Source organism: Nocardia sp. NPDC127606, from assembly GCF_042671725.1.
Lineage (GTDB): Bacteria > Actinomycetota > Actinomycetes > Mycobacteriales > Mycobacteriaceae > Nocardia.
The window spans coordinates 125681-140411 of the sequence record NZ_JBHXWQ010000004.1 but is presented as its reverse complement, the minus strand read 5'-3'; the positions used below and the strand labels follow the sequence as shown (position 1 = coordinate 140411).

17 protein-coding genes are annotated in these 14731 nt (G+C 68.2%); 7 read left to right on the top strand and 10 right to left on the bottom strand.

Going from position 1 to position 14731, the window contains the following annotated elements:
- Positions 1-198 precede the first annotated feature (198 nt).
- From ACFVJ5_RS20330 to ACFVJ5_RS20320, 3 genes are all read right to left on the bottom strand, one after another.
- The gene (locus ACFVJ5_RS20330; protein ID WP_378637836.1) at positions 199-726 is read right to left on the bottom strand and encodes a peptidase; all 528 of its coding nucleotides are present in this window, start codon (positions 724-726) and stop codon (positions 199-201) included.
- A 152-nt stretch (positions 727-878) separates the two neighbouring features.
- Positions 879-1502 carry a superoxide dismutase gene (locus ACFVJ5_RS20325; RefSeq protein WP_194825332.1) on the bottom strand — a complete coding sequence of 208 codons (624 nt, stop codon included), beginning with the start codon at positions 1500-1502 and terminating at the stop codon, positions 879-881.
- A gap of 236 nt (positions 1503-1738) precedes the next feature.
- Positions 1739-2350 (bottom strand): hypothetical protein, encoded by a 612-nt coding sequence (locus tag ACFVJ5_RS20320; protein ID WP_379222144.1) that lies wholly within the window; start codon positions 2348-2350, stop codon positions 1739-1741.
- 336 nt (positions 2351-2686) lie between these two features.
- Here ACFVJ5_RS20320 and ACFVJ5_RS20315 point away from each other — a divergent pair, with 336 nt between their 5' ends.
- The 4 genes from ACFVJ5_RS20315 to ACFVJ5_RS20300 all read left to right on the top strand — a co-directional run bounded on the left by ACFVJ5_RS20315 (position 2687) and on the right by ACFVJ5_RS20300 (position 5873).
- Positions 2687-3046 carry a rhodanese-like domain-containing protein gene (locus ACFVJ5_RS20315; protein WP_379222142.1) on the top strand — a complete coding sequence of 120 codons (360 nt, stop codon included), beginning with the start codon at positions 2687-2689 and terminating at the stop codon, positions 3044-3046.
- 83 nt (positions 3047-3129) lie between these two features.
- A complete protein-coding gene (locus ACFVJ5_RS20310; protein WP_379222140.1) occupies positions 3130-4116 on the top strand; it encodes a DUF4328 domain-containing protein in 987 nt (328 codons plus the stop codon).
- A complete protein-coding gene (locus tag ACFVJ5_RS20305; protein WP_101464998.1) occupies positions 4113-4880 on the top strand; it encodes a glycerophosphodiester phosphodiesterase in 768 nt (255 codons plus the stop codon). Before ACFVJ5_RS20310 ends, ACFVJ5_RS20305 begins: the two co-directional genes overlap by 4 nt.
- A 72-nt stretch (positions 4881-4952) precedes the next feature.
- A complete protein-coding gene (locus ACFVJ5_RS20300) occupies positions 4953-5873 on the top strand; it encodes a DUF5926 family protein (protein ID WP_379222138.1) in 921 nt (306 codons plus the stop codon).
- Between the two features lie 241 nt (positions 5874-6114).
- Here ACFVJ5_RS20300 and ACFVJ5_RS20295 read toward each other — a convergent pair whose 3' ends face one another.
- The 5 genes from ACFVJ5_RS20295 to ACFVJ5_RS20275 form a co-directional block, all read right to left on the bottom strand.
- Entirely contained in the window at positions 6115-6663 is a 549-nt protein-coding gene (locus ACFVJ5_RS20295) for a ferritin (RefSeq protein WP_379222136.1), read from the bottom strand.
- An 83-nt stretch (positions 6664-6746) separates the two neighbouring features.
- Positions 6747-7277: a ferritin gene (locus ACFVJ5_RS20290; protein WP_379222134.1), complete on the bottom strand. Its 531-nt coding sequence runs from the start codon at positions 7275-7277 to the stop codon at positions 6747-6749.
- Between the two features lie 9 nt (positions 7278-7286).
- On the bottom strand, positions 7287-8696 hold the full coding sequence (locus ACFVJ5_RS20285; protein WP_379222666.1) for an LCP family protein: 1410 nt from the start codon (positions 8694-8696) through the stop codon (positions 7287-7289).
- Between the two features lie 157 nt (positions 8697-8853).
- Positions 8854-9630 carry a CPBP family intramembrane glutamic endopeptidase gene (locus ACFVJ5_RS20280; protein WP_379222132.1) on the bottom strand — a complete coding sequence of 259 codons (777 nt, stop codon included), beginning with the start codon at positions 9628-9630 and terminating at the stop codon, positions 8854-8856.
- Between the two features lie 132 nt (positions 9631-9762).
- Complete coding sequence (locus ACFVJ5_RS20275) at positions 9763-10524, bottom strand: DUF2470 domain-containing protein (protein ID WP_379222131.1); 762 nt, start codon at positions 10522-10524, stop codon at positions 9763-9765.
- Positions 10525-10625: 101 nt separating this feature from the next.
- Between ACFVJ5_RS20275 and ACFVJ5_RS20270 the strand changes: the two genes are divergently transcribed.
- Genes ACFVJ5_RS20270 through ACFVJ5_RS20260 form a run of 3 tightly spaced genes read left to right on the top strand, consistent with a single transcriptional unit; the run spans position 10626 to position 12669 of the window.
- The gene (locus tag ACFVJ5_RS20270; protein WP_379222129.1) at positions 10626-11048 is read left to right on the top strand and encodes a hypothetical protein; all 423 of its coding nucleotides are present in this window, start codon (positions 10626-10628) and stop codon (positions 11046-11048) included.
- 41 nt (positions 11049-11089) lie between these two features.
- Complete coding sequence (gene pheA / locus ACFVJ5_RS20265; protein WP_379222127.1) at positions 11090-12004, top strand: prephenate dehydratase; 915 nt, start codon at positions 11090-11092, stop codon at positions 12002-12004.
- A complete protein-coding gene (locus ACFVJ5_RS20260; RefSeq protein WP_379222125.1) occupies positions 12001-12669 on the top strand; it encodes a histidine phosphatase family protein in 669 nt (222 codons plus the stop codon). Before pheA ends, ACFVJ5_RS20260 begins: the two co-directional genes overlap by 4 nt.
- Positions 12670-12747: 78 nt before the next feature.
- On the opposite strand, the gene ACFVJ5_RS20255 is transcribed toward ACFVJ5_RS20260, so the two are convergent.
- Positions 12748-13584, bottom strand: coding sequence for an ESX secretion-associated protein EspG (locus tag ACFVJ5_RS20255; RefSeq protein ID WP_379222124.1), 837 nt, complete (start codon positions 13582-13584; stop codon positions 12748-12750).
- Positions 13581-14702, bottom strand: coding sequence for a PPE family protein (locus ACFVJ5_RS20250; RefSeq protein WP_379222122.1), 1122 nt, complete (start codon positions 14700-14702; stop codon positions 13581-13583). The genes ACFVJ5_RS20255 and ACFVJ5_RS20250 overlap by 4 nt, the downstream gene beginning before the upstream one ends.
- Positions 14703-14731: the final 29 nt, after the last annotated feature.

Genomic DNA, 14731 nt, shown 5'->3' with positions numbered 1-14731 from the left:
GACTGGGCGATTGCGGGCTACTCCCCTTCGCTGTCCACCACTCTAGTCCGGTTGCTCCCGGTATGCCAAGTCCTGGTAATCCAAATCTCAATGGGCACAATAAGTTTGGGTATACGGCGGTGATAGTTCGGTTTCCCTGATTTCTGTGGCACGCAGACCCGTTGCTGAACATTCGCCCGCCCGTCGCGGGCGAAAGATTCAGGCCGCCAGCAGCATTGCGAGCACGGCGGTATCGGGGTCGCTGATCAGATCCATCCCGACCCGGCTCACCAGCGAGGTGATCGTGCCGTCGAGCTCGGCCTCGGCCCATGCCGCGCGATGCTCCAAACCGAGGTGCGGCACGCCGGGCAGCAACACGCAGCCCGAGGCTGCGCCCGCGCATTCGGGCAGCGATGGACGGGTCTCCGACGGCGGATGCAGCATCAGCAGCGCCGGCGGGGTGTGCGCGGCGAACCGGCCTGGTTCGATCGCTTGATCACCGAGTACCGGCCCCTCGGCCATCACCAGGCCCACCGTGCCCGGTTCCGGGTCGTCGGGTAGCTCCTCGCGCACCCCGAACACCGTGCTGGTCACCAGCAGGCCAGGCATCGACGCCACCCGCACGGCCAGCACCAGCACCTGAGCCCATTCCTTGGTGGTATCCGGCCACCGCCCCGACACCACGAACCCGCTCAATCGTCCACGCGCCTGAAACGGCGTGATCCCGATCGGACCCTGTGTATTCATGATGGCCTCCCGACTAACGGGGGCGACTGTGCCCGTATGACAGGAATAGCCCCAAACCCGTCTGGCACACAAGTACCAAAGAGTGCTAATCGGGCAAAACGACAACGGGCCCGCATGCGAAAGTCGCATGCGGGCCCGTTGAAAGGCTTAACTCACCCGAAGATGAGGCCCTTGCCCTGGCCGACGGCCCGGGCGAAGCGGTCCTGCACGTCAGCCCAGTTGACGACGTTCCAGAACGCGGTCACGTAATCGGCCTTGACGTTCTTGTACTGCAGGTAGAAGGCGTGCTCCCACATGTCCACCTGCAGCAGCGGGATGATGCCGGTGGGCACGTTGGCCTGCTGGTCGTACAGCTGGAAGGTCAGCAGCTTCTGGCCGAGGGTGTCGTAACCCAGGACGGCCCAGCCGGAGCCCTGCAGCCCGTTGGCGGCAGCGGTGAACTGCGCGCGGAACTTGTCGAACGAACCGAACTGGTCGGCGATGGCCGCGGCCAGGTCGCCGTCCGGCTGGTCGCCACCGTTGGGGGAGAGGTTCTTCCACCAGACGGAGTGGTTGTAGTGGCCACCGAGGTGGAAGGCCAGGTTCTTCTCCAGCAGCAGGATGGCAGCCAGGTCGCCGGACTCACGGGCTTCCTCGAGCTGCTCGAGTGCCTTGTTCGCGCCTGCGACGTAGGCGGCGTGGTGCTTGGTGTAGTGGATCTCGTTGATCTCACCGGAGATGTGAGGCTCCAGTGCGCCGAAGTCGTAATCCAGTTCCGGCAGCGTGTAGACGGCCACGATGTCCCTTTCCGTGTGTCGGGCTGTGTGCGCCCAGTTCGGACGACAACACCAACCATCATTCGTACACCCGCCCCGTGCAACCCGCGAACCGTGCCCCCGATTCCCTGAGGCCCGGATGTCTCTGAAGGGGCCCGCCCTGATCTGGCTGAGTGGAGGGTGCGACGAAGGAGTACCCGGAGGGAGGGAAGATCAGGGGCCCGAAGGGCCCCGCTCGAGCGCGCCAGCGCTCAAAATTACAGCGGCGGTGCGATGTCGGCTTTGGTGGTCCTGGCGTCGCCGGTGGCGTGCGCGTCCCACCAGCGCCGTCCACCGTCGATGAATTCGTTCATCGGAATCTCACGCCCCGTGGTGTCGGTGACGGAGATCTTGTCGAACCACACGCGGACGTCGAGTTCGCGCGGGTCGATGCCTTCTTCCTGGGAGAACTCGATGACGTGCGCGGCGATGCGCTGATCGAGCACCGTGTCGAAGCTGAGCAACTCGCTCCACAGCGTCCAACCGCTGTCGTCGAGGTCGATGAACTCCCAGCCGTGCAGCCCGCCGCCACCGAAGCTCTCGATGGCCTCGTCGAGCTGGTCGAGGCTCAGGGGAAGCACGCGGGCGTCGACATCGTCCCAGCGCTGGATGCGCAGGGAGGCCGCGACGCGGGTGACTCCGGTGAAGGTGAGCAGAACTTTCGTGTCGATCGGCGCGGGTCCATCCGTGGGTAGCGTCAGCACCTCCAGAGCGAGTTGCAGCCGGCCCGCCGCGGCATCCACTTCTACCCCTAGACACGTGGATTCGGACAAAGCGGTATTCAAGCCGTTGATGTCGAAACTGTCGAGTAGCCCCCTGCTCACGTTCATGCGCCCAGGCTACCGATCTGGCCGCCCAGATCCCAGGATTTAAGATTTTCTCTAGTGTTCTCGTTTTTATGGAACCGAATCGGTCCCGCTTGCGTCCAAGTAGATGTCGGGACAGAACACACTCCACGAATCCCGACGTCAGCGGCGAACGACCGCTCCGGGATGACATGGAGGGGAGTCCCGGATCGGTCGTTCCCGGCTGGTTCCACCCGGCTGTCGGCGTTGTCGGCAGCCGGTTCCCGTTGACTGTGTGCTGACCGATAGCTGAGGCCCGCGCAGCACCTCGTCCTCGCACAGGCTCGCCCGGCAACGCGCGTGGCATGGCAGGATCGAGGCGTGACGAGCTCCGATGTCCCCGCCGTGCCGGTGGGTGCGGTACCCGCCGCGTTCGACAACGCGGACCCCGCGCCGGGTGCGCAGCTGCTCGACGTGCGCGAACCCGACGAATGGAACCTCGGGCACGCGCCGGGCGCGATCCACATCCCGATGGTCGACGTGCCAGCCCGCCTCGACGAGCTCGATATCGACGCCGAGCTCTACGTCGTGTGCAGACAGGGCGGCCGGTCCATCGAGGTCGTCCGGTATCTCGCCCACATCGGGTACGAAGCGGTCAACGTCGCGGGGGGCATGGTGGCCTGGCAGCAGACCGGCCGCCCGGTGGTCGCCGACGGCGACCACGAAGCCAAGATCTACTAGTCCGGAAGCGGGGTGCGCGGGTGAGTTCGGTGGTGCAACCATGTGCACGCTGTGGTGCGCGGTGGGCTGTGCAGGGCGCGCCGATGCACTGGTGCCCGCGCTGCCGAGGGGTGCTGCTCTCGCCCGGCAAGGTCGACGCGCCCGCCACCCAGCGCAACTACCGCTGGGTCGCGCGCCGACCCGACCACCGCACCCGTAAGGCGGGCGCCACCACCTCGGCCCCGCTCGGGCCGACCCCGCGCTACACCCAGACCCCGCCCTGGGGCCTGCTCGACCCGCCACCGTCGCCGGCTCCCACGCCGGAACGTCCACTGCGCGGCATCGCCGCCCAGCGCGACCGGCTGCTGATCGGCACCACGATCGTCTTCCTGCTCGCCGGGCTGGCCGAGTACGGCCGCTACCTGATCCTGTTGCAGAACCGCGCCCGGCTCATCCCCGGCTGGCTGCTGTCGATCTCCGACGCGACGGTGCTGGTGTTCGGCGTCATCGCGCCGATCTACGCGCTGGTGACCGCGGTGGCGCTGGTCGCCTGGCTGATCGAGGCGCGCACGATCGTGTTCACCGCCTACGGCAGGCGTGACCCGCGCAAGCGCTGGTCGCTGATCGCGGGATGCCTTGTGCCGGGCGTCAATCTGATCTGGCCGGGAGTGTTCCTCACCGAGCTCCTCGGCACCGACCCCGATCCGCGCTCGTGGCGGGCCGTGCGGATCTGGTGGGCCGCCTGGGTGTTCAGCGGGCTGCTGTTGATCGCGGCGACGCTGTGGCGCGACGCGTCGACCCTGCAGGCCGAGGCCGACGGTGTCTCGTTCACCGGTTTCACCAACCTGTGCGCGGCCGGGTTCGCGGTGCTCACGCTGTGGATGGTGCGCACGCTGGAAGGTCGCGACCTGCGCGGCGACATCAGGTCCGCGCATCGTTGGGTGATGGCGGCCGACCCCGCGGAGGTCGTCATCGCGCCCGTCGAGCCGGGCGCTGTCGCGGCGCTCGACGATGCCGGGCACGATGAGGTCGAACGCGCGGATGCTGTCCGGACAGGCGAGAATACGCAGGAGGAGGTCGTGGCCAAGTGAGCCAGAACAATCGTCCACCCTTCGTGGTGGCGCATCGTGGCGCGTCGGCGGCACGACCCGAGCACACTCTCGCCGCGTACGAGCTAGCCCTGCAGGAAGGGGCCGACGGTGTGGAATGCGACGTCCGGCTCACCCGCGACGGCCACCTGGTCTGCGTGCACGACCGCACCGTCGACCGCACCGCCGACGCCACCGGCCTGGTCAGCGAACTGACGCTGGACGAGCTGCGCGACATGAACTTCGGGACCGACGAAGCGCCGCAGGGCGTGCTCGCGCTCAGCGACCTGATCGGACTCGTCCTCGACTGGCGCACCCGCCCGACGAAACTGTTCATCGAGACCAAACACCCGGTGCGCTACGGCGCGCTGGTGGAGAACAAGGTGCTCGCCGAACTGCAGCGCTTCGGCATCGCCACGCCCGCTTCGGCCGATCATTCCCGCGCGGTGGTGATGTCGTTCGCGGCGACCGCGGTCTGGCGGATCCGCCGCGCGGCACCACTGCTGCCGACGGTGCTGCTCGGCGAATCGTCGCGGTTTCTCGGCGGCGGCGCGGCCACCACGGTCGGCGCTACCGCGGTGGGCCCGTCGGTGAAAACCCTGCGTGAGCATCCCGAACTGGTCGACAAGGCCGCCGCCGCGGGGCGGGCCACCTACTGCTGGACCGTCGACGATCCCGAAGATGTCACGTTGTGCGCCGACCTGGGCGTCAGCTGGGTCGCGACCAACCACCCCGGTCGCACCAAGGCGCTACTCGCCGGAGTCTGACCGGACGCGGCTTTCGGCGGGTCGGCAGGGGGCGCGGTAAGCGAACGTGCCGCTCGGCCATAAACTCCACGCGTGGGTAAAAGCAAGCGGAACAGTCCGAAGCCCGACAGTAATCGGGCTCAGCGTCTCGCGCAGCGGCGTGCGGCGCAGGAGCAGGCATCCGCGGCCGTGACACGGCCGTTCGAGGGTCTTGCCGCCGAATGTGATCTGGTGGCGCTGCGGGAGTTCGTGCCGTCGGCGACCGCGACCTTGAAGCTCGCGTCCGGTGTGGCCGCGCAGCGTGAGGTCACCCTGGCGACGGTGCTGCCCGGCGCGGTGGCCGCGCTGGTGCGCGCCGGTGACGAGCCGGTCGGCTTCGTCGGCACGCAGATGCAGTTCCGTGGCGAGGACCCGTCGGCCGATATCGCGGCGGCGATCCTGTGGACCCAGTCGGCCGAGCCCGGTGAGTCGCTGAACTCCGCCGACGCCGCCGATGGTGGTCCGCGCCTGGCCGATGTCATCGATCCCGGCGCCGATCTCGAGCTCACCGTGCACCAGGACTTCGACTGGTGGGTGCCCGAGGGCGTCACCCCGGATCCGCAGGTGGCGGCGACGATCGAGCAGGCCAAGCAGGCCATCATGCCGTCGGCGCGTCTGGACCTCGGCCCGGATTCCGTCGGCGCGGCCTGGTGGGTCGACGCGGGCGAGAAGGCGCATGTGCGCTGGGTGCGTCCCGAAGACGAGGACGCGCTGATGCTGGCGCTGGCTCGCGTACACGCCACCGGTGGTCTGCACCTGGGTGAGGGTTCGCGTTTCGCCGGTTCGTTCCGCACGCACGGTCTGCTGGTGCCGGTGTTCGACCTCGATCCCGAGCGGCACCCGGCCGAATGGGAGGCTCCGGCACGTGAATTCGGTGCTCGCCTGGCCGAGGCGCTGGCCTCCGACGCGCCGATGACCAGCGAAGAACGTCGTTCGCGCGACGGTCTGCGTTCGCGTCAGGTCACCCTGCGCTGAACTTAATGAAACATGCCTCTTTCACAGATTTGGTCGGCTAGGTTCACGACTGAACCGGACAATCGGTGACAAGGAAAGTAAGAGGCATCGTGGAATTTCTCGGATCTATCGCCGGTCTCGCCCAGATCTTGATCGGCACCGTGCTGGCCAACACCGGCTCGGGCGGCTCCGGCTCCGGCTGGTAAAACGCACACAAAGGATTCGGCTCGCAGCCCGCGAGCCGAATCCTTGCGCGTTCGAGCTAGACGCTGCCGCCGGCAACCGACGGTGCGCCGGCCGCGTCCTTCGGGGTGCTCAGCTCACGCCACATGAACGCCTCCAGATCGAACAGGTTCGACCCGGCGCGATCGGCGATATTGAGCAGCGTCGTCATGTGCGCCACTTCCTCGACCTGTTCCTTCAGGAACCACTGCATGAACTGCTCGCCGAGGTAATCGCCCTCTTCCCGGGCGGTGCTCGCCAGCTGCACGATCTGGTCGGTGACCGTCTTCTCCTGGGCCAGCGCCAGCTCGATCGGCTCACGGGCGGACTCGAACTTCGACTTCGCCGCATCGATGCCCGAGATCTCCACGGAGATATCGCGGTCGACGAAATACTGCACGATCATCATCGCGTGATTTCGCTCTTCCACCGACTGCGCGTAGAAGCGCTTGGCCAGCTGCGGCAGGTCGTTGTTGTCGAACCACACCGCGATCGCGATGTACTGGTGCTCGGCATTGAACTCATGCCGGATCTGGTCTTGGAGCAGAGTGTGGAACTTGCTTCGCGGGCTTTCCGGATGAATCGACATGGCGGCAACATTAATGCTGGTCATAGGGGGTTGTCATCCAAGTGCAGCCTTATTGAGGACAGTATTCCCTAACCAAGTATTTCCTAAGCCGCGCCTGCCATTCGGGGTGCGGTGGTATCGATTCGCACCGTTCCGCGCAGCTCACGGCGGATGAATTCCTCGACGTCGAACAGGTTGTCCTGTCGGTCGAGAACGGTGAGCAGGGTGGTCATTCCGGCGACATCGTCGACTTGCTCACCCAGGAACCACTGCATGAATTGTTCGCCGAGGAAGTCGTTTGTGTCACGCGCGGCCGCGGCAAGAGCGCTGATCTGCGCGGTGGTGACTCGTTCACGGTCGAGCAGAAAGGCGATCGCGGCACGCGGGGAATCGAATTCGGAACGTACTTCGTCGAGACCGCCGATCGCGATCGGCATATCGCGGTCGAGCAGGTACTGCACCATGCGCATCGCGTGCCCGTGGTTCGCCGTCGAACGCGCGTAGGTTTGCCCGGCCAGCTCGGGTAAGTCCTGGGCGTCGAAATAGACGGCGGCGGCCAGATACTGATGAGCCGCGGTCAGACCAGCTCTGACCTGGTCACGGAGGAGTTCGGTGAACGACAGGTACTCGGGCATACCTCGACGTTACCGCGTGAGCAGCTCCTCCGGAATCTGCTGATCGGTCGCGAGCGCCTCGAAGAACCCGGAGGCCTTCGACTTGTCCCAGAGCAACACGTTGCCCACGTCGGTGTCGTCGAAGCCGCCGATCGGGACGCTGGTGGTGACGGTGTCGCCGCGCATCGCCCAGCCCAGCGCGGCCAGGTTCCAGATGTGGTCACCGTCGTCGACCTTCAGCGAACCCGCGACCCCGGTTGCCATGGGCCACAAAGCGAACGGATTCGCGAGGGTGCCCATGCTCGTCGCCTTCTTCAGCAGCGCCGCCATGAACATCCGCTGATGGTTCATCCGGTCGACATCGGCGTTCGGGGTGGCCCTGGTCCGGACGAAACCGAGCGCCTGCGGACCGGACAGTTCCTGGCAGCCCGCCGGCAGGTCGAGCCCCGCCAGCGGGTCGACGATCGGTTCGTCCAGGCACATCTCCAGCCCACCCAGCGCGTCGACGACGCTGGCGAAACCACCGAAACCGATCTGCGCGTAGTGGTCGATCCGCACGCCCGTCGCTTCCTCCACCGTCTGCACCAGCAGCGACGCGCCGCCGATCGCGAACGACGCGTTCAGCTTGTCCTTGCCGTGGCCGGGAATGTTGACGTAGGAGTCGCGCGGGAGGCTGACCATGGTGGTCGCGCCGGAGGACGGGATGTGCACCATCATGATCGTGTCGGTGCGCTCGGGCCCGGTGTCGCCGCCGGTCGCGAGTTCCTGTTCCTGCTCGGTCGAGAGGTCACCGCGGCCGTCGGAGCCGACCAGCAGCCAGTTGGTGCCGGGGGTATTGCTCACGCGGTCGCTGTAGGAGGGCAGCGCGGTGATGCGGGTGAGCGAGTTGTCCAGGTGCACGACCGCGGCGATGAGGCCGGCGATCAGCAGCACGACGATCACCGTGAACCACCGGAACGGATGACGTTTGCGCCTGCGCCGTGGCGGCTGCGGCTGCCTGCCCGCGTCGACCGGCGGCGGCGTGCGGCGGGGCGGCAGCGCGTCGTGATGGGGGACCGGCCGCTGGGTCGGCGCATGTCTGACCTGCTCACGACGTGGCGGCGGCGGTGGTGGGGGCTGACGAGGCTTCTCGCGCTCGTACGGCATCTGCGAATAGGCCAGCGGCTGGTCGCCGGAGTTGCCGCGGTGCAGCACCTGGGTGGGTTCTACGTGCGATGCGCCGCGGCGGGGCGCCGGGTTGTAGCGCACCGTCGGCCCGTCCTCGGGATTCGGGCGCCGATCGTTGCCCGGCGGGCGACCGTAGCGCGGATCGGGCGGCATCGCGCGGCCCGGCGGCGGCACGGGACGACCTGGTGGGGGCACCGCGGGACCGCCTGGGCGGCCGGACGTCGGCGGCACCCGGCGTCTACGGGGGTCCTCGCGGGGATCGTCGCCGTTCATCACCGTCAAACTCTACTGATCGTGGAGAGCGCGAGTCGGTTCTGCGCGCTCGGTTACTACTGGGATACCCCGTCGGCGGGCCACTGTTAGCGCGAAACGCGGTGATGTGGTGAAACTCGCCGCGACACGCCGTCCACATCAGTGCGTTGGCACGGTCTCACGGCAGCCAGCCGACACGTCCGCGCAGCACGTTGTAGCCGAGATAGGCGACAGCGTCGATCGTCGCGTGGGCCAGGATCAGCGGCCACAGGCGGTTGGTGCGCTGCCAGTAGCGGCCGAAGATCAGGCCCATCACGATATTGCCGAGGCCGCCGCCGATCCCCTGGTACAGGTGATAGCTGCCGCGCAACAGCGCCGACGCGGCCAGCGACGAGTTCTCCGACCAGCCGAGCCTGCGCAGCCGGGTGATCAGATAGCCCACCACCAGTACTTCCTCGGCCACGGAATTCGCGCACGCCGACAGGATCAGCACCGGCAGCCGCCACCAGTGTTCCGACAGCGAACTCGGCACGATGGTGACGCTCACCCCCATCGCGTGCGCGATCAGATACAGCGCGAGCCCCGGCACCCCGATCACCGCGGCCAGCACCAGACCCGCCACGACATCGCCGCGCCGGATCCGCGCCAGCCCGATCATTTTCGGCCCGATCCCGCTGCGCCACAACAGATACAGACCCAGCGCAGCCCACGCCAACAGCCGGGTCACCCCGACGAGCTGGAACAGCAGATCGAGGAACGAGTTGTTCGACCGCGACGCGTTCAACGCCACCGTCCGCCCACCGACCCCACCCGGCGACAACGCCGAATCGAGCAGGGACAGACCGGCGCTGATCCCACTCAACCCGAAGGTCACGAGCAGAACGATCGCGATCTCGACTCGCAGCCCGAGCCTGTCCCGCTCGCTCAGCGGGGCCTGGGGAGGATCGACACGCATGCCGCGCAGTGTAAGCAGCGAACCTGTCGCAGTCGGTTGTGCCCACCGTCCGGGCCGGGTAATCCCGATGTGTCTCTGCACAAGGGGCCTCAGGGGCCCCGCTCGAGCGCGCCAGCGCTCCGAAAGCACAACTCAGATGCGGCGCAGACCATTCAAGAACGGGCAGCCGGCCAGCACCCGCACCGCGCGGCTCAGCGACTCGATGTCGTCGGCCGGGGTGGGGAAGGGCAGCCGCACATCGTGGTCGCCGTCGTTGCTCTCGACCCGCAGCGTGAGCCCGTAGCGGTCGATGGCCAGCGGATGCACCAGCCCGCCCCGCAGCCGAGTCGGCAGGTGGCGGGCCAGCTGGGCGACAACGTCGGCGTGATCCTCGGACATGTGTTGCAGCCAGGCGCTTTCCAGTTCGCAGAACGGGTCGGCAGTGGCGGCGCGCAGGTCGGCGTGGTCGACGGATTCGGCGCCTGCCGTGTCGGCCAGCACCGCCGAGTTCACCACGATCCGCAGCAGTGTGACGCCGTGCCCGACATCGAGCAGACCCGGATGCGGGTACTCCTTGGCGATTTCGATGGCGAGCGCGCGTTGCGCCTGCTCGGGCACCTGGCGCACCCAACCGCGCAACCACACCAGCGCCCTGACCGGCTCACGCAGCGGCAGCGGCGCGTGATCGGTGAGTTCGAGGACCGCGGAGGTCTCGTTGGCCGTGGCGGCCAGCGCGGCCGCGAGTGAGGACCCGGGCACCGCGATCACCGCGTCGCCGCAGCGACGCAGGTGGTGCAGCGTGGTGGGGACCGGGTCGATACCGGGGAGCGCGAGCACCGCAGTCTCGGCATGGGTGCACGCACTTCGCACCCGCTCGGCGGTGGTCGGCGCGAGGATCGTGGTGGGGCTCGACATGACAACCTCCGCGAACGTTTGATTAGGTAAACCTAAGCTAAGTTACAAACGCCCGACGCGCAAGAGGACACCCCGATGAATCGAGCCGATACGGTGGACGGATGACGCACGACGACCACGGCGACGACCATTCCGCCCCCGCCGAACCCGTCCTGCTGAATCTGTCGGCCCCCGCCCGCCGCAGCCTCGTGGCAGACCTGGTCCGCCCCGACGGCAGTTCCCCCACCCCCGTCGACGTCGACATCCCCGACCCCGACCTCACCGCCTTCCTGGCCGGCATCGCCCACGCCGACCGCGGCTTCGTCGCCCGCACCACCAGCGGCCCCCGCGCCCTGGCCATCGTCGCGGGCACCGTGGCCGCCCTCTGCGGCGACGACATCCCCACCGCCCTCACCACCCCCGACCTCCCCTTCCTGAAATCACTGAAACCCGCCGCGATCGAGGCGACCCGTACCGTCCTGCTCGCCATCGAAACCCCCAACCAACAGGAAATAGCCGAAGCGCTGCGCATCCTGGATTCCTGAGGCGGGCCGTCCCACGGCGGCAGTCCAGCTAATCTTTCTGTGTGCCGTCTATTGCGTATTTCGGGCCGTCCGGGACCTTCACCGAGATGGCTCTGGTCAAGTTCGAGAGCTCGGGGGCCTTCGACGGGCCGGTCGAGCGGATCGCCGCGCCCAGTCAAGGGGCGGCGCTCGACCTGATCCGGACCGGCGAGGTCGACGGTGCGGTGGTGCCGATCGAGAGTTCGGTCGAGGGCTCGATCCCGGCGACCCTGGATTCCCTCGCCATCGGACCGCGCCTGCAGATCATGGCCGAAACCGAGCTCGAGGTCACCTTCACGATCCTGGCGCGATCGGGCACCTCGCTGGCCGATGTGCGCACCCTCGCCGCCTATCCGGTGGCGGCGGCGCAGGTCAGGGAGTGGGTGGCCCGCAACATGCCCGAGGCGCGCCCGTTCACCTCGGCATCCAACGCGGCGGCCGCCGAAGACGTGGCCGCGGGCACCGCGGATGCCGCGATCTCGACCGCGCTGGCGGGCGAACGACTCGGCCTGCAGACCCTGGCCGCGGGCGTGGCCGACCACGACCAGGCCATCACCCGCTTCGTCCTGGTCACCCAGCCGGGCATCGCCCCCGCCGCCACCGGCGCCGACCGGACCTCCGTCGTCCTGGAACTGCCCAACGAGCCCGGTTCGCTGATGCGCGCGTTCGCCGAATTCGCCACGCGTGGCGTCGATCTCACCCGCATCGAATCGCGCCCGACCCGCACCGGCATGGGCACCTACCGGTTCTACCTCGACTGTGTCGGCCACATCGACGACCCGGCGGTAGCGGAAACTCTGAAAGCCTTGCACCGCACGACCCATGTCCGGTTCCTCGGATCATGGCCTGCGACAGCGGCAGTCGGCACGCCACCGCCGTCGGACGAGCCGGCGGCAGAATGGTTGACGCAATTGCGAAAGGGGGTCGCGGACCTATGACTACCCGCGCGAAACTGATTCTGGTGCGCCACGGCGAGACCGAGGGCAATGTCGCGAAGATCCTCGACACCGCCGTGCCCGGCCTGCCGCTGACCGAACGTGGCGTGGCACAGGCGAAAGCGTTCGGTGCGGGCCTGGAGCGCGCACCCCAGGTACTGGTGTCGTCGGACGCGCTACGCGCCCGCCAGACCGCGAGCCACATCGAAGAAGCCACCGGCACACCGGCTCACGTCCTCGACGGCCTGTACGAGGTGCAGGTGGGCGATCTGCACGGCCGCTCCGACCGGGAAGCGCACGAACTCTTCCAGCAGATCTATCGCGGCTGGCACCTCGGCGAACTCGACGTGCGAGCCCCCGGCGGCGAATCGGGACACGAAGTGCTGGCCCGCATCCTGCCCGTCCTCGACGGCCTGCGCGAGGAATTCCTGACCGCCGACGCCGACGGTGACGTAGTGGTGGTGAACCACGGCGCCGCCATGCGCCTGATCGGCAAGGCACTGGCCGGGGTGGCGCCGCCGTTCACGACGAACAACCACCTCGACAACACCGAGACCATCGAACTGCTCCCCACCGAAGACGGCGGCTGGGAATGCCTACGGTGGGGCAAATTCACCCCACCGTTCACCATCAAAGCCGACCCTTCCGCCGACGACCCCATGGGTTGAACGCTCCGGCTGCGCCTACGGTTTACAGCTGAGTTGTGGGGGCGTTTGGTGGGGCGGTTCCGGTGGGGTGGGGTGGGCTTACGCCGGGTTACTGGCTGCCGCGGTAGGGAATTCGGTGCGGACTGGGAGGGACTCGATGAGGTCGGCTACCGCGGTGCGTAGGCGGGCGTTGGTGCCGCTGGCGATGGACGACCACTTCACCCCGTCGTCGGCGACGCTGGCGGTGATGATGAATCTGCCTGCGCGCGTGTTGAATACGGCGATGTGGTTGTCCTGGATATCGCGGGTGCCGTCGCCGTAGGCCACGCCGACGATCTCGGCGTAGGAGTGGATCTCCACCAGCGCCGAGGCCAGTGCCTGCGCGTCGGTGGCCGGATTGCCCACCGCTGTAAGGCGCTTCGTGGTGGCGGCCGCGTCACCGGTGTCGCCGAAGATCGGCGCCAATTGTTCGGTGGGAGCGTTCATCCCGTACAGCTCGAGCGCTTCGACCGGACCGAGCGCCTGCAGCACCGCGCCGGGCAGATCGAGCCCGGCGTCGTCGATGACGTAGGACTCCGGCCCGCGCAGGGCGACGACCGCGCGGTCGTCGCCCTGCGCCAGACAGAATCGGTTGACCTGGCCGGCCACCACCCACCGCAGCGCGATGATCCACTGCGGCCGGTAGAGCACCCGCAGCCGTTCGGCGAGCTCGGGTGCCACCGCCTGGCCGAACAGCAGCTCGCGTTCGGCCAGGGCGGCCTGTGCCACGTTCATGGCGGCGTCGTGCGCGGTGACGTTGTCATAGCGGCCCATGGCGTCGAGCACCACGGGCATCTCGTCGAACTCCAGTTTCTCCAGGAGGAACTGCATGTCGTCGAGCGAGAGCACGACGGCGCCGAGCAGCGAACCTCCGCTGCCCGTGCCGAGAACCGTCACTTGGCCGTTCCGGCGAGGTCGGCGCCGATCACACCTTCGGCCGCGTAGCGACCATCGGTGAACTCGTCGGAGCGCACGTAGTCGACGCCATCGTGCTCGTCGTCTTCCTCGCCCTTCTGCCGGTTGCCCATCAGCGGGTTGCCGCCGCTGTTGGCGTTGCGCACGGGTGCGCTCTCGACCCGGTTGACGATCGATTCCGAGACCGGCGCGCTCGCGGACGCGCTCGCGGCGGGCGCACCCCAGCCCTCGGGCAGCTTCAGCGACCCCGCGCTGACGCCACCGAGACCGGCCGAGGTGGTGGCCATGCCACCCACCGCGGCACCGGCGGCCCCGACACCCGCCATGACGGGCGCGGCGGCGGTGCCCGCGGGCACGGTGGCCGTGGCCGCCGAGATCGCGGAGGCGCCGATATTGCCGACCGTGCTGACGCCGCTGGTGAGCACGCCACCCGCGGTGTTGGCCGCCTGGGTGGCCGCGCTGACCACACCGGGGTTGGAGACGAAGGCCTGCGCCGCGGCGACCGCGGTCTGCAGCGGATCGCCGCCACCGAAGTCGCCCTCCGAGGCGGAGCCCGCACCGCTGGCGATGGCGGGCGGCATGGTGAACTCGCTGGGGATGGCGACGGTGGCCGACGTGGCGGCCTCGTAGGTCTCCATCACCAGCGCGGCGCGGATGTCCATGGCATGGCGCGCGACTTCGGCGACCTCGAAGGCGCCGGAGACGACACCGGGCGGGTTGGCCGAGGCGGCCACCGCGGCGTTGGTGCCGACGATCTCGGGCAGGCTCGGCATCGCGATCGAGGCGACGGTGTAGGCGGTGGCGTTGGCCGCGCACTTGGCGCTGATCGCCGCGGACGCGATGCCCTGCTGGCTGGCCCAGCCCGCGAACGGCGCCAGGCGGGCGAGCACGGCGATGCCGTTGACGCCCTGGAGGCCCACACCGACTTCGGCGATCACGCGCGTGATGGTGAAGGCGGCGTCGCCCCACGCGGCGGCCAGCGTGCCCCACGAGGTGGCGGCGGCGCTGATCGGGATGGCGTGTGCGCCCGTGTTGAGGGTGGTTGAGTTCACTTCGGCCATACGAGGCAGCCAGAACACCCCGGTGATCCCTGCGGTCATGCTTGTTTCTCCCCTGAGTAAATGATCGT

Excerpts from the sequence above, each read along its gene's own strand:
- ACFVJ5_RS20330 (WP_378637836.1), bottom strand. The coding sequence starts at position 726 with ATGAATACACAGGGTCCGATCGGGATCACGCCGTTTCAGGCGCGTGGA.
- ACFVJ5_RS20320 (WP_379222144.1), bottom strand. The coding sequence starts at position 2,350 with ATGAACGTGAGCAGGGGGCTACTCGACAGTTTCGACATCAACGGCTTG.
- ACFVJ5_RS20310 (WP_379222140.1), top strand. The coding sequence starts at position 3,130 with ATGCACTGGTGCCCGCGCTGCCGAGGGGTGCTGCTCTCGCCCGGCAAG.
- ACFVJ5_RS20295 (WP_379222136.1), bottom strand. The coding sequence starts at position 6,663 with ATGTCGATTCATCCGGAAAGCCCGCGAAGCAAGTTCCACACTCTGCTC.
- ACFVJ5_RS20290 (WP_379222134.1), bottom strand. The coding sequence starts at position 7,277 with ATGCCCGAGTACCTGTCGTTCACCGAACTCCTCCGTGACCAGGTCAGA.
- ACFVJ5_RS20285 (WP_379222666.1), bottom strand. The coding sequence starts at position 8,696 with ATGAACGGCGACGATCCCCGCGAGGACCCCCGTAGACGCCGGGTGCCG.
- ACFVJ5_RS20280 (WP_379222132.1), bottom strand. The coding sequence starts at position 9,630 with ATGCGTGTCGATCCTCCCCAGGCCCCGCTGAGCGAGCGGGACAGGCTC.
- ACFVJ5_RS20275 (WP_379222131.1), bottom strand. The coding sequence starts at position 10,524 with ATGTCGAGCCCCACCACGATCCTCGCGCCGACCACCGCCGAGCGGGTG.
- ACFVJ5_RS20270 (WP_379222129.1), top strand. The coding sequence starts at position 10,626 with ATGACGCACGACGACCACGGCGACGACCATTCCGCCCCCGCCGAACCC.
- ACFVJ5_RS20260 (WP_379222125.1), top strand. The coding sequence starts at position 12,001 with ATGACTACCCGCGCGAAACTGATTCTGGTGCGCCACGGCGAGACCGAG.
- ACFVJ5_RS20250 (WP_379222122.1), bottom strand. The coding sequence starts at position 14,702 with ATGACCGCAGGGATCACCGGGGTGTTCTGGCTGCCTCGTATGGCCGAA.